Consider the following 13,960-nt stretch of genomic DNA (forward strand, 5'->3'; position numbering starts at 1 on the left):
GCGGAATTCGATCCGGTAAGGTAGATCCTCGGGTTTGCTGCGGTCCGCGGTGGCACCCGACCCGGGTAACCGGAACTTCGAGCGCGGGACTGAAATAGGGAGTGGATGCCGCATGGCTCTGACCACTGAGCAGAAGTCGACGATTCTCAAGGAATACGGCCTGCACGAGAAGGACACCGGCTCGCCGGAGGCCCAGATCGCGCTGCTGTCCAAGCGGATCTCCGATCTCACCGAGCACCTGAAGGTGCACAAGCACGATCACCACACCCGGCACGGCCTGCTCGCGCTGATCGGCCGTCGTCGTCGGCTGTCGAAGTACCTGGCCGCCAACGACATCCAGCGCTACCGTTCGCTGATCGAGCGTCTCGGCCTGCGCCGCTGATAGCTCCACACGCCGGCTACCCGAGGTAGCCGGAGACCCGGCCAGCGGGGAGACGTACAATCTCCCCGTTGGCTATTCGTGTATGCGGGCCGCAGTCTTTTGCGTGGGCCCGGAAATACGACGACATTGCACAGCCGTAAGCACCCGCCTGCGTGGCGTCGGTCTTCGGTAGTGGCCTCCCGGCAGGGCAGATACCGCCGGCGGGCTTCGATCGATGACCGCCTCCGCGTCGCCGTGATCCAAGGGGATTCGGCCGGGTGCACGTGCCGCAGCCAGGATGGTTGCCGCGCGTCCGTACCAGGTACGGCTGACGAAGAGCCGGATCGCGCCAGATGGCGCTCGATCCGGCGAAGACGAGAGGTTGAGAGCAGAGAATGACCGAAACAACAGAACGCAAGTCCTCGGCCGTAGAGGTCGAGCCCGGTGTGTTCGAATCCGTCGCGCTGATCGACAACGGCAGCTACGGCACCCGCACCGTCCGCTTCGAGACCGGCCGCCTGGCCCGTCAAGCCGCCGGTTCGGTCGTCGCCTACCTGGACGACGAGACCATGCTGCTGTCCGCCACCACCGCGGGCAAGCACCCCAAGGACCAGTTCGACTTCTTCCCGCTGACGGTCGATGTCGAAGAGCGCATGTACGCCGCGGGCCGCATCCCCGGCTCGTTCTTCCGTCGTGAGGGCCGCCCGTCCACCGACGCGATCCTGACCTGCCGCCTGATCGACCGCCCGCTGCGCCCGTCGTTCGTCGACGGCCTGCGCAACGAGATCCAGGTCGTCGTCACGATCATGAGCCTGGACCCGAACGACCTGTACGACGTGGTGGCGATCAACGCCGCGTCCGCGTCCACCCAGATCGCCGGTCTGCCGTTCTCCGGTCCGGTCGGCGGCGTGCGCGTCGCGCTGATCGAGGGCCAGTGGGTCGCGTTCCCGACCGTCGAGCAGCTCGAGGGCGCCGTGTTCGACATGGTCGTCGCGGGCCGCGTGGTCGAGTCCGGTGACGTCGCGATCATGATGGTCGAGGCCGAGGCCACCGACAAGGTCATCGCGCTGATCGACGGCGGCGCGCAGGCGCCCACCGAGGCCGTCGTGGCCGAGGGCCTCGAGGCCGCCAAGCCGTTCATCGCCCGCCTCTGCAAGGCGCAGGCCGACCTCGCCGAGCTGGCCGCCAAGCCGACCGGCGACTTCCCGCTGTTCCCGCCGTACGAGGCCGATGTCTACGAGGCCGTCGAGGGCACCGCCAAGCGTGAGCTGGGCGAGGCGCTGTCGATCGCCGACAAGCAGGAGCGCGAAGCGAAGATCGACGAGATCAAGCTCGACGTGCTGTCCCGCCTGGGCGACGACTTCACCGGTCGCGAGAAGGAGCTGGGCGCCGCGTTCCGCTCGGTCACCAAGAAGCTGGTGCGCCAGCGCATCCTGACCGACGGCTTCCGCATCGACGGCCGCGGTCTCGCGGACATCCGCGCGCTGTCCGCCGAGGTCGCCGTGGTGCCCCGCGCGCACGGCTCGGCGCTGTTCGAGCGTGGCGAGACGCAGATCCTCGGCGTCACCACCCTCGACATGGTGAAGATGGCCCAGCAGGTCGACTCGCTCGGCCCGGAGACCAGCAAGCGCTACATGCACCACTACAACTTCCCGCCGTACTCGACCGGTGAGACCGGCCGTGTCGGTTCGCCGAAGCGTCGCGAGATCGGCCACGGCGCGCTCGCCGAGCGGGCCCTGATGCCGGTGCTGCCGAGCCAGGAAGAGTTCCCGTACGCCATCCGTCAGGTGTCGGAGGCGTTGTCCTCCAACGGTTCCACCTCGATGGGCTCGGTCTGCGCCTCGACCCTGTCGCTGCTGAACGCCGGTGTGCCGCTGAAGGCGCCGGTCGCCGGCATCGCGATGGGCCTGGTGTCCGACACGATCAAGAACGACAAGGGTGAGGACGAGGTGCGCTACGTCGCCCTCACCGACATCCTCGGCGCCGAGGATGCCTTCGGCGACATGGACTTCAAGGTCGCGGGCACCCGCGAGTTCGTCACCGCGCTGCAGCTCGACACCAAGCTCGACGGCATCCCCTCGCAGGTGCTCGCAGGCGCGCTGAGCCAGGCGCACGACGCCCGCACCGCGATCCTGGAGGTCATGGCCGAGGCCATCGACACCCCGGACGAGATGAGCCAGTACGCTCCGCGCGTCACCGCGATCAAGATCCCGGTCGACAAGATCGGCGAGGTGATCGGGCCCAAGGGCAAGGTGATCAACCAGATCACCGAGGAGACCGGCGCCAACATCTCCATCGAGGATGACGGCACGGTCTACGTCGGTGCGACCAACGGTCCTGCGGCGCAGGCGGCGATCGACCAGATCAACGCCATCGCGAACCCGCAGCTGCCGAAGGTCGGCGAGCGCTTCCTCGGCACGGTCGTCAAGACCACCGCCTTCGGCGCGTTCGTCTCGCTGCTGCCGGGCCGCGACGGTCTGGTGCACATCTCCAAGCTCGGCAACGGCAAGCGCGTCGCCAAGGTCGAAGATGTGGTGAACGTCGGCGACAAGCTGCGCGTCGAGATCGCCGATATCGACAACCGCGGCAAGATTTCGCTGGTCCCGGTCGAGGAGAACGCCGAAGAGCCGGCCGAAGCCGAGACCGTTGATGCGGGCGCGGCAGCGACCGAGTAGTACTTGTCTTTGTGACGACGAAGAAGACGACAGCCCCTCTGCTCCGACGCGAGCAGGGGGGTTCGTCACTGGAGCTGCGAGCCAACATGATCGATCCCGGCGTACAACGCACCGTGCTACCCGGCGGGCTGCGTGTGGTGACCGAGCATGTCCCCGGCGTGCGCTCGGCCTCGATCGGCGTCTGGGTGGGCGTCGGCTCGCGCGACGAGGGCCCCACCGTCGCCGGTGCGGCGCATTTCCTCGAGCACCTGCTGTTCAAGGCGACCCCGACGCGCACGGCACTGGATATCGCGCAGGCGATGGACGCCGTCGGCGGCGAGCTCAACGCGTTCACCGCGAAGGAGCAGACCTGCTACTACGCGCACGTGCTCGACGAGGACCTGCCGCTGGCCGTGGACATGGTCTCCGACGTGGTGCTCAACGGGCTGTGCCGGGCCGAGGACGTCGACCTGGAACGTCAGGTGGTGCTCGAGGAGATCGCCATGCGCGACGACGATCCCGAGGACCTGGTCGGCGACGCGTTCCTGTCCGCGCTGTTCGGTGACCATCCGATCGGGCGGCCGGTGATCGGCTCCGTCGAATCCATCGAATCGATGAACGCGGGGCAGTTGCGCGGCTTCCATCTGCGGCGTTACCGGCCGGACCGGATGGTCGTCGCGGTCGCGGGCAATGTCGAACACGATCACACGGTGGAGCTGGTGCACCGTGCGTTCGAGAATCGGCTCGATCCCGCGGCCACCCCGGCAAAGCGGCGTGAGGGCCGGTTTCGGCCGGCCAGCGATCCGGAGCTGCACTGGAGCCACCGCGACAGCGAGCAGGCGCATCTGGCGTTCGGCGTGCGGGCCTTCGGGCGGCACGAGGGGGAGCGGCGCTGGCCGCTCTCGGTGCTCAACACCGTGGTCGGTGGTGGGCTGAGTTCCCGGCTGTTCCAACGGATTCGGGAGGAACGCGGGCTGGCGTACTCGGTGTACTCCAGCGTGGACACCTTCGCCGATACCGGCGCGTTCTCGGTGTACATCGGCTGCCAGCCGGAAAACCTCGGCAAGGTGGCCACACTGGCGCGTGGCGTGCTCGAAGAGGTTGCGGCGAACGGCATTACGGATGCCGAATGCGCTCGCGCCAAGGGATCGCTGCGTGGTGGGCTCGTGCTCGGCCTGGAGGATTCCGCGTCGCGGATGAACCGCATCGGGCGCAGTGAGCTCAGCTACGGCAATCACCGCAGCGTCTCCGAGACGCTGGCGCGGATCGACGCGGTGACCACCGACGAGGTCTGCGCCATCGCGAATACGCTGCTGTCGCGGCCGTTCGCGGCGTCGATTGCCGGGCCGTATCAGCGAACTCGCGAACTGCCCGCCGCGGTGCGACGGTTGGTCGAAGGCTGACAGTTCCCGGCGCTGAAATTCGCGGGGGCGTACCGCGTTACGGGTGTGCACAGCCCAGCAGCCTCGGCGCCTCGGTGACGAATGCGACAACGTGTTGCGCGCCACCTGCTCGATGATGCTGTGTCGACTCCCGGTTTCGGCGTGCGCGACTCAGGCGTCGCTGGCGCGGTTGGCGTTGTCGACCACCGAGGCGAGCAGGCCGGGCAGGGCGGTTTCGATGTCCGCGGCGCGCAGGCGCTGCCAGATCTGGCCGTCCACGATCACTCGCTCGATGACGCCTGCCTCGCGCAGGATCTTGAAGTGATGCGTCGCGGTCGACTTGTTGATCACCTCGTAGAGCTCGTTGCAGCGGACCGCGGTGCCCGCGTTGCTCAGCCTGCGCACCATCTCCAGACGGATGGGGTCCTGGATCGCGCCGAGCACGGTGGACAGCGGGGCCACCGGCGGGGCCTCGGCCGCCGCCTCCTTAGCTTCGGTCATGATCTACCTCACTCCGGGGTTTGATGATCGTCATACTAACTGTACTGTCGTACGAGGTTCGATCATTATCAAACTTACCTGATCGGAGTTTCGATGGCAGCGACGATAGCGGTGCCCGCCGCTGACGAGCGAACATCACAACGCTGGGCCTACGGGCTCGTCTTGGCTGCGGGTGGGGTTGCGCTGGGGGTTTCCGGGGTACCGGCCCCGCTGTATGGCATGTATCAGAAGGAATGGCACTTTTCGCCGCTGACGACGACCTTCGTGTTCGCGGTGTACGCGTTCGCGGCCCTCGGCGCGGTGCTGGTGTCCGGCAAGATCTCCGATGTGGTCGGGCGCAAGCCGGTGCTGCTCGGTGCGTTTGTGACGATGATCGCCGGGCTGGCGGTTTTCCTGCTGGCCGACAACGTCGTGATGCTGCTGATAGCGCGCGCGTTGCACGGTTTCGCGGTCGGCGCGACGGTGGTCGCCGGTGCGGCGGCGCTGTTGGATCTGCGGCCCAAGCACGGCGCGCGGTCCGGTCAGCTCACCGGTGTCGCGTTCAATGTCGGTATGGCCGTGGCGATTCTGGGTTCGGCGCTGCTCGCGCAGTACGCGCCGCATCCGTTGCGCACACCGTATGTCGTCATCACTGTCGTGTGCCTGCTGATCGGTATCGGCGTCATCGCGCTGGAGGAGCCGCACACCGGTCGTATCCCCGGCCGCATCCGGATCGCGAAACCCTCTGTGCCGTCGGAGATTCGGGGCGACTTCTGGTTCTCCGCGCTCGGTGTGATGGCGGCCTGGTCGGTGCTCGGCGTGCTGCTGTCGCTGTACCCGTCGCTGGCCTCGGCCGAAACCGGCATCCACAACTTGGTTTTCGGCGGCGCGGTAGTCGCGTCGACCGCACTGGCCGGCGCTACCTCGCAGCTGTTCGCGACCAAGATTCCGGCCCGCCGCGCGGCCATCGGCGGCGACACCGGTATGGCGGTGGCGCTGTTGCTCACCGTGCCCGCGTTGCACACCGGTAACTGGGTCGTGGTGTTGCTGGCTGGTGTGCTGCTCGGTGCCACCTTCGGACTCGGCTTCGGCGGCTCGCTGCGCCACCTGTCCGAGGTTGTGCCGCAACACAAGCGGGGCGAAACCATGTCGGCGTACTACCTGCTGGCGTACACGGCGATGGCGCTGCCGACCATCCTGGCCGGTTGGGCCGCCACCACCTGGGGCCTGAGTACGGTGTTCCCCTGGTTCGTCGTGGTCGTCGCGCTGGCCTGCCTGAGCGCCGCCGGACTCGGTCTGCGCAGTACCCGGGCGGCCGTCGAACAGGACGCCTGAGCACGGATTGGCATTTTCCGCCGTCGATCGGCTAAAGTTTTCAACGCATCACGGAGTCACCCGGGGTGCGATTGCGGATGTAGCGCAGTGGTAGCGCATCACCTTGCCAAGGTGAGGGTCGCGGGTTCAAATCCCGTCATCCGCTCTTATTCAGAACCCGGCCTGATTGTCCGGACCTTCTGCACGATGCCTGCCGAATCTTCCCCGGCGGCCCGACCGTTCCGACACCGCGACAGCGAGTTCCGTTCTGCCGCAAGGCGACTCAGTGTTCGAAGGCAGGGTCGGAGATCCGATGGGTGTTGCGCACCAGGATGTCGGTGGTTCGGTCGATCCAGTCGCTGATCGCGTGCAATTCCGCCGGGGAGTACCTGGACATCAGTTCCGTCATCTCCGCGCCGAACGGGACGAAGACCGCGGCCAGTAGCGCGTCGACCCGCTCATTGGGCACGAGCTCGACGAGGACCTTGCGCCTGTCGTGCGGATCACGGGTCCGCTTCGCGTAGCCGGCCTTCTCCAGCCGGTCCACCAGGCCGGTCACCGCGCCGGTGGTCAAGCCGGTGTGCTCGGCGATGGTTCCCGCGGGCACCGGGCCGAGGATGTGCAGCGTGTCCATGCACTTGCGCTCGACCGCACTCAGGCCGAGCAGCTTGCCGGTCGCGGTATGGAAGTTCACCATCGCCGATGCGAATTCGCGGCCGAGCAGTGTCGGGTCCGGGGTCTGCGCCGGTGGTACCTCTTGCGTCATGTCACCAACTTACCTTAGTCTCTCGTTATCTTAGAAACTAAGATGATTATCGACTGAGATATTTCGGCAACGGGGAGGGCTTCATGGACGGCATGCTCGAGAAGCGGAAGAGGGCCGGGTGGCTGGCCCTGACGGTGGCGAACGCGGCCATCGATCTGTTCCTGCCGACGGTGGTGTTCGCGCTACTCGCGCCGACCGGGTTGCCCGCCGTGATCCGGTTGTCCGTCGGTGGGACGTTGCTGGCCGCCAAGGCCATCGGCGGCGGCCTGCAGACCGGCGGATTTCGGTGGCGATTCGCCGGCACTGTCACTGCGGTGTCCACGGCGGTGCTCGTCGGGTGCCATCTCGGTGGACTCGGGGATACGCCGAGCATGGTGGCGAGCACGGTGGTCGCCGGGCTGATCATCGTCGGTGATCTCCTGCGAACCCGGTTGCGGGGCAGCGGAACCCATCCGATCGACCGGTTCGCGGTATTGGTGCTGGCCGAAGTCGTGGCCGGTATCGTGCTGACCTCGATCAGCGGTGATGCGCGGTTCGTGCTGGCCCGTAGTTCGCTGTACCTCGCCGTCGCCGGGATCGTCATCCTCGCCACCGCCTGGACGGCACATCCGTTCATGCGTGACGCGCTCAAACCCATTGCCGCGAAGGGTGATCCGCTGCGGGCCGAGGGATTCGATCGAACCTGGTCGAAGTCGGCGCGGTTTCGGATGATCTACCGGTTCGTCACCGCGACACTGGGTTTGGTGTTGCTGGCCGACGCGGCACTGCGGGTCGTGGTGATCTACAGCTACTCGGCCGACCAGGCGGGGGAGTCGTCGCTGGTGTCCGGTCTGCCGCTGATCGTGTTGGTCGGGCTGTGGCTGTTCATCAACCGCACCTTCGTCGTGCCTCGGGCTCTGCGGATACTCGAGGTGGAAATGGCACAGGCGCAGCGTATTCCGGATGCGGAGCTCAGCGCAGGGTGATCGGGCGCGGTACTCCGGCAGGTGGTGTCGCGGTGTGGATCACCGCGGGCACCCGCAGCGCTCCGTCATCGAAAGCCCTACGGATACGGTCGGTTTCGGTGGTCGGGTCACGGAGTAGGTCGCTCAGCGCGTCCATTTCGGTGATCGCTTCTGCCTCGATTTCGGTGGCGAGGTCGAGCGGTCCCCAGAGGTCCCAGAGGATCATCTCGTGCTTGTTCAGTGCCGCGAGATCGAGTACGAGATTGTGCAATAGGTAGGGCCAGCCGCGCAGGAATGGTGCAGGCTGGTCGGGGGAGACGACGAAGCGAGCTGGGTCGGACCCGTTGCGGCAACGAGTCCAGGCGTCGGCGGCGACGAGAAAACGGTCCCTCGGGACGTCGAGCACGTCCAGGGGTGCGCCATCGGTGGGATCTCGATAACCGAGCGCGAACTGCGGGTCCATGAGGCGCCAACGGCGCTGCCCGGCATCCCAGACCTCGGCGATCGTATGGTCCACCGCCCAGCCCGGCATCAAGTACGTGGCGAAACCGGTGCGGCTCCGCGCCGGAATCCCGTGCTGGCGGGCCATGGCGACGAACAGCAGCGTGCAGTCCCGGCAGCACCCGACCACCCGCTCGGTCGGTGCGCGTTCCGCATTGAGCGGTGCCGGATTCAGATCACGGAGCCTGGCGAAGATGTCCTCGGCGTACCGGAGGTCTATCTCTTCGCGTCGCTGCGGGGTGAAACCGTGCTCGGTGATGTCGCCGTTGCCCCAGAAGTGGAACACCAGCCCGGCGGCGACCTCACGCAGCGCTGCCGGGTCGGCGTCGAGCGCGGCGACCCACTTCGCGAACGTGCCCGGATCGGTGAACGTGCTCTGCGTTGTGTACCAGCTGATATCGAGTTCGGTGCTGTTCATGGACGTGGCCCTCCGGTCGAATGGTGACCAGCCACGTCTATGGCCTGACACAGTGTCAGAGTCAACGAATCAGCCGGAGTGCCCACGACCGGTCAGTCGGCGAGCATGCCCGCGACCTCGCGTGCACTGCCCCAGGAGAGGCTGACACCCAGCCCGTCGTGACCGTAGTTGTGCACGACCCTGGACGCACCGATCCGTTCCTCGTCGACCCGGGCTTCGCCGCGGCCGGGGCGGAGACCGACCTCGTGGCCGACCACCTCCGCATCGGCGAGTTTCGGCTCGACCGCGATGCAGCGGCGCAGAATCTGCTCGGCCACTTCGGGATCCGGGTCCAGACTCCACTGCCCGCGCTGCCGCACGCCCCCGAGGATCAGCCGATCGCCGTGCGGGAAGAAACCCGCCCATTCGCACTCGCCGCCGATCTCGACATAGAAGTCGACGAGGCCGGGATTGCGCACGATCACATGCTGTCCGCGAACCGGTTGCACGGCCTCGTCGGCGGCGAGTTTGCCCGCCGCCACCCCGGTGCAGTTCACCACGACAGGTGCGGCGGCCGCGGCCTCGGCGAGATCGCGCACCGTACGCTGCTCGATCTCGACACTCTGCGCCGTCAGCCGTTGGGTCAGGTATCGCAGGTAGCGCGGCAGGTCGATGAGCGGTGCCGTGCACCAGAAGCCGAACAGCATGCCGTCGGGTAGCTCGTCGGGCGCGCACATGTCCACGTCGACGAAATCATGTACCCAAGAAGGCGGTTCGGGCCAGGAACTCGAAACCTGAAGTCCGCGTTCGAAATGCAAGCCGGAAGCCGGATCATCGGCCAGCCGCGAGAATTCGTCGAACGTCACCCGACTCCACGCCGAATCCCTTGGCGTAGTGCCAGGTCCCCACAGCCCACTGGCCACCGCCGAGGTGGTTCGCTCCGGCGGCCGCTCCGCCCAAACCCGAACCCGATGACCTTCCTCCGCCAGGCACACCGCAGTAGTCAACCCGATCACGCCCGCCCCGAGTACCAACACATCATTAGCCATCTTCGCGACGCTACCCACGAATCCCGTTCTCCGGCTTGGAAAGAACGAATGAATACGTTCCGCGGCCAGGCACGCGCACTGCCCCGCATCGCGTACCGCGCACGAGCCGCCCTGCTGCGAGCGAGTCACCCCGCCGCGCACGAAACTGCCAGCAATTCCGTGCGCGGACGAACGATTCGTGCGCGGGGCTGGGCTCGACGGAGCCCTGCGGATGACCGCTCGCCGCACATCAAGTGGCCAGCAATCTTGTGCTCGTCGAATCTGGACGTGAGCTCGGGTGTCAGGCGGCTGCGTATTACGAAGGGGAGTTGGTCGTTGATGCGCGGGCCGGGGCGGCTGACTCGGCGGGGGCCGGAGCGGTAGCGTTGCTATGTTCAGGACGCCGACCGATCACGAATCACGCTGTCGATCAGTCGATTCGGCCGTACCGGTGATGTTGCGAACCATACCGCCGAAGACGATCTCGTGGAACGGGGAGATCGCCTTCCAGTACGCATGCCCGGACAGGCCACGCGGCTCGAAGACCGCCCGTTGCCGATATATCGTGCCGCCGCCGGGCTCAGGCTCCGCAGACAGTTCCAGCCAGGCATCTCCGGGCACCCGCATCTCCGCACGCAACCGAAGCAGCCGCGGCCGCTCGATATGTTCGACGCGCCACCAGTCCAGCGCCTCACCGGCCCGCAGCCGGTGCGGATCGCGCCGCCCACGCCGCAGTCCGGCGCCGCCCGCGAGCCGATCGATCCAGCCACGGATCGACCAGGCCAGCGGGAACGAATACCAGCCGTGCTCGCCGCCGATGGATTCGATGACCTGCCAGACGGTTTCCGGTGCGGCATCGGTGTGTCGTTCGCGGACGTCCTGATAGAGGGTGCCGCCGGACCAGTCCGGGTCGCTGGGCAGCGGATCCGACGGCGCACCCGGAGTGTCGGCGTCGGACCAGCGGGTCGGCACGTCGAAGTCGCGGATCCTGGCCAGTGCGAGTTCCACCGCACGCTCGAAACCGGTCAGTCCTTCCGGCGGGTCCGGGAGGTACTCGGCGATGTCGTGGTCGCCGCAGACGACCTCGTGCACCAGCGACTCGATCAACGGCACGGCGATCGCCCGCGGCACCGGGGTGACCAGGTTGACCCACTGCGCCGACAACCACGGCGTCAGCACCGGAACCGGCACCACTGCGCGCCGCGGCAGCTTGGCGATCACCGAGTACCTGCGCAGCATGTCGAGGTAGGTCAGGACGTCGGGTCCGCCGATGTCGAAGGAACGGTTCACCTGCGGTCCGAGCTTGCCTGCGTGCGTCAGGTAATAGAGCACGTCGCGGATCGCGATCGGCTGGATGCGGTTGCGCACCCAGCGCGGCGTGATCATCGCGGGTAGTCGTTCGGACAGGTAGCGCAGCATCTCGAAGCTCGCCGAGCCGGATCCGATGATCACCGCGGCGCGAAACTCGACGGTGGGAACGCCTGAGCCGAGCAGGATTTCGCCGACCTCGGCCCGGGACGACAGGTGCGGTGACAGCCGCTCACCCTTCGGGATGATGCCGCCCAGATAGACGATCCGGGACAGCCCGGCTGTCAAGGCCGCGGTCGCCACGATGCGCGCCGCGCGGCGATCGATGTCGACGAAGTCGCGTTGGGTCAGCGAATGGACCAGGTAGTAGAGGACTTCCCGGTTTTCCAACGCGGCGGTCACCGCGGTCGGATCGGTGACGTCACCGGCGACGATCTCGACGTCGTCGTGCCACGGCACCTCGTCGAGCTTGCCCGGGTTGCGCACCATCACCCGCACCGAGTGGCCGGCGGCCACGAGTTCCGGGACCAATCGTCCGCCGATGTAGCCGGTCGCGCCGAACACCACACATCTCATGGACAGCCTCCGAGTCCGCGGTGCGCTGGAACAGTCCGGTGCGGGACCGCTGGGTGCCGCACGTTCGCTGCACCCTTTCTACCGGACGCGAGTGGTACGGCCGTGGATCAGTCGCCGGGGGCGTCGGTCTCGTGCAGTACCCGCCAGCTGTAGCGGGGTGGGACGGACTCGGTGGTCAGCACCGCCGTCGTCCAGCGGTCGGCGTGCTTTCCGGAGAAGTGGTGTCGCTCCATGAAACGGACAACGGTCACCTTGCCCTCGGTGAACAGCACCTCCACCTCGGAGATCTCGATATCGAGGCCGGGCCGGGAATTGCGCGCGCGACGCAGTCCCGACAGCAACTCGGAACGACTCAGCCGTGCGCCGGACGTGGTCACCATGGACATCGTGTCGTGCTGGGTGGCGGCGAAACGTTCCAGGATGTCCGGTTCCGCATCGGTCCCCAGCCAGGTGGCGAGCAGCGCGTGCACGGCCTCGACCTCGGCGACCGGGTCGAGCGAATCGGAAGCAGACATGTCCGCAGACTACTCGAGCGGGACGACTGAGTAAGCCAACGACGCGGCCGCCCGCTGTCCGTATCGGGCCACTCGACGCCTACGCGTCGCGCTCGGTAAGAGCGCCGCTGGTCACGGTGCGCCACTCATGGATAGAGGACATTTGAAAGCGTTTGGGGCGCAGCGATAGCCGATCTTGTCCGGTAGTCGACGGGCGGCAATGCGGCTACCATGCGCTAATGCGATGGGGGAGGTTGGGCGACCGACTGCACCGCGCGGCGTTGCTGCTTGCGGTGCTGGTGGCGGTTGTCTGCGGCCTCGGTATCGCGGCGCTCACCTGGTGGCTGCTGTGGTTGGCGCTCGGGGCGAAGGCCGAGACGCCGAATCAGCTGGATCTCACCAAGATCGCGTTGGCGGTCGCCGCGGGCGTCGGTGGCGCGGTCGCCTTGGTGGTGGCCTACCGGCGGCAGCGCGACCTGGAACGCGGGCGCTTCGCCGAACTGTTCGGGGCGGCCTCGCGGCAACTGGGCGATTCCGATGTAGCGGTGCGGATCGCCGGGGTCTACGCGATGACCGGGATCGCCGACGAGTTCCGTTCGCCGAGTCGCCGCCAGCAGTGCGTCGACGTGCTCTGCGCGTACCTGCGGCTGCCCTACGATCCGGTCGCCGGTGCGAATCACCTTGTCTCGCAGGCGGAAACGGTGGACGAGTCTGGCCTCAAGGTCGAACGGGTCTACCAGTTCCGGCAGAACGATCGGGAGGTGCGCCGCACCATCGTGCAGGTGATCGCCGATCATCTGCAGCGCTCGGCCGACACCTCCTGGTCCGATTGCGAATTCACCTTCAACAACGCGGTCATCGAACGCGCGGACTTCCGGCACGCGGTGTTCACCGGGCGGAATATCTCGTTCGCTCGCGCGGTATTCATCGGCCGCACCACCTTCGAGCACGCGATCTTCGCCGGTCCGCACGTCACCTTCCGCGACGCGATCTTCGAAGACGGTCCCGTGCTGTTCGAGCACGCGCAGTTCGGTTCGACCCGGCCGGAGAAGGCCGAACGCGCCAGTTACGGAACTACTTTCGACGGCGCGAGGTTCGACGGTTCGGTGTCGTTCGAGAAGGCCCGCTTCGTCGGATCGCGAACGACCTTCAACGGAGTGCGCACCGCTGGCGCGCGAACCTCGTTCCAGGACACGAAGTTCCACGCCGAACTCACCTCGTTCGAGCGCGCCACCCTGGACGGCCAGCACCTAGCCTTCACCGGTGCCGACATCTCGAGCCCGCGGATCACCTTCGCGGGCGCCCAGTTCGAAGCAGGCACCGTCGACTTCGACGACACCCGCATCGGCGCCCCCGCGCGCATGCGTAACCGAGGCACCCGCGAAACCGACTTCAGCCGAGCCGAATTCCACGGCACGACCACCTTCGCGGGCACCACCTTCGCGGGCCGTGCCGTCGACTTCACCGAGAGCGACTTCTTCGGCGACATCTCCTTCGTCGACGCGCGCTTCACCGCAGGCGAGGTCACCTTCGATCGCCCGAGGGCCTGGGTCGGTACCCATTTCGACTGGGACGACATCCCGACCCGCAAGCCGGGCAATGTCAAACCCAACCCGTGGCCGCCGGAGCTGCTCACCGAGTGATGGGTTACCCGTCCGCAAATGCGAACTATCGCACGGTCTTCCGGAATAATTGCCCACCGAACTCGATCGGAGGGGGAGAGGGACACGGGGCGGCGTCCGGATGGGCGCCGCC

At 67.0% G+C, this 13,960-nt stretch carries 12 protein-coding genes and 1 tRNA gene; 7 read left to right on the forward strand and 6 right to left on the reverse strand.

Annotated elements, in window-relative coordinates; translation table 11 throughout:
• Positions 1–112: 112 nt before the first annotated feature.
• The 3 genes from rpsO (at position 113) to ABZ942_RS03525 (ending at position 4,418) form a co-directional block, all read left to right on the forward strand.
• Positions 113–382 carry a 30S ribosomal protein S15 gene (rpsO, locus tag ABZ942_RS03515; protein ID WP_357378623.1) on the forward strand — a complete coding sequence of 90 codons (270 nt, stop codon included), beginning with the start codon at positions 113–115 and terminating at the stop codon, positions 380–382.
• Positions 383–756: 374 nt separating this feature from the next.
• Entirely contained in the window at positions 757–3,036 is a 2,280-nt protein-coding gene (locus ABZ942_RS03520) for a polyribonucleotide nucleotidyltransferase (protein ID WP_357378625.1), read from the forward strand.
• 86 nt (positions 3,037–3,122) lie between these two features.
• Entirely contained in the window at positions 3,123–4,418 is a 1,296-nt protein-coding gene (locus ABZ942_RS03525; protein ID WP_357378627.1) for a pitrilysin family protein, read from the forward strand.
• 150 nt (positions 4,419–4,568) lie between these two features.
• Here ABZ942_RS03525 and ABZ942_RS03530 read toward each other — a convergent pair whose 3' ends face one another.
• Complete coding sequence (locus ABZ942_RS03530) at positions 4,569–4,898, reverse strand: helix-turn-helix domain-containing protein (RefSeq protein WP_357378629.1); 330 nt, start codon at positions 4,896–4,898, stop codon at positions 4,569–4,571.
• Between the two features lie 93 nt (positions 4,899–4,991).
• On the opposite strand from ABZ942_RS03530, the gene ABZ942_RS03535 reads away from it, so the two are divergent.
• On the forward strand, positions 4,992–6,212 hold the full coding sequence (locus ABZ942_RS03535; RefSeq protein WP_357378631.1) for an MFS transporter: 1,221 nt from the start codon (positions 4,992–4,994) through the stop codon (positions 6,210–6,212).
• A 73-nt stretch (positions 6,213–6,285) separates the two neighbouring features.
• A tRNA-Gly gene (locus tag ABZ942_RS03540) sits at positions 6,286–6,357 on the forward strand.
• A 117-nt stretch (positions 6,358–6,474) separates the two neighbouring features.
• Here the strand turns inward: ABZ942_RS03540 and ABZ942_RS03545 are convergent.
• Positions 6,475–6,957 (reverse strand): MarR family transcriptional regulator, encoded by a 483-nt coding sequence (locus tag ABZ942_RS03545; protein WP_357378633.1) that lies wholly within the window; start codon positions 6,955–6,957, stop codon positions 6,475–6,477.
• A gap of 83 nt (positions 6,958–7,040) precedes the next feature.
• Between ABZ942_RS03545 and ABZ942_RS03550 the strand changes: the two genes are divergently transcribed.
• Complete coding sequence (locus ABZ942_RS03550) at positions 7,041–7,922, forward strand: VC0807 family protein (RefSeq protein ID WP_357378635.1); 882 nt, start codon at positions 7,041–7,043, stop codon at positions 7,920–7,922.
• On the opposite strand, the gene ABZ942_RS03555 is transcribed toward ABZ942_RS03550, so the two are convergent.
• The 4 genes from ABZ942_RS03555 to ABZ942_RS03570 all read right to left on the reverse strand — a co-directional run bounded on the left by ABZ942_RS03555 (position 7,909) and on the right by ABZ942_RS03570 (position 12,226).
• Complete coding sequence (locus ABZ942_RS03555; protein WP_357378637.1) at positions 7,909–8,820, reverse strand: transglutaminase-like domain-containing protein; 912 nt, start codon at positions 8,818–8,820, stop codon at positions 7,909–7,911. The genes ABZ942_RS03550 and ABZ942_RS03555 overlap by 14 nt on opposite strands.
• A 92-nt stretch (positions 8,821–8,912) precedes the next feature.
• On the reverse strand, positions 8,913–9,848 hold the full coding sequence (locus tag ABZ942_RS03560) for an FAD-dependent oxidoreductase (protein ID WP_357378639.1): 936 nt from the start codon (positions 9,846–9,848) through the stop codon (positions 8,913–8,915).
• A 390-nt stretch (positions 9,849–10,238) separates the two neighbouring features.
• Complete coding sequence (locus ABZ942_RS03565; RefSeq protein WP_357378641.1) at positions 10,239–11,711, reverse strand: SDR family oxidoreductase; 1,473 nt, start codon at positions 11,709–11,711, stop codon at positions 10,239–10,241.
• A gap of 107 nt (positions 11,712–11,818) precedes the next feature.
• Entirely contained in the window at positions 11,819–12,226 is a 408-nt protein-coding gene (locus tag ABZ942_RS03570; protein ID WP_357378643.1) for a hypothetical protein, read from the reverse strand.
• A 218-nt stretch (positions 12,227–12,444) separates the two neighbouring features.
• Between ABZ942_RS03570 and ABZ942_RS03575 the strand changes: the two genes are divergently transcribed.
• Positions 12,445–13,848, forward strand: coding sequence for a pentapeptide repeat-containing protein (locus tag ABZ942_RS03575; protein WP_357378644.1), 1,404 nt, complete (start codon positions 12,445–12,447; stop codon positions 13,846–13,848).
• Positions 13,849–13,960 lie beyond the last annotated feature (112 nt).

This window comes from Nocardia sp. NPDC046473, assembly GCF_040645995.1.
GTDB lineage: Bacteria > Actinomycetota > Actinomycetes > Mycobacteriales > Mycobacteriaceae > Nocardia.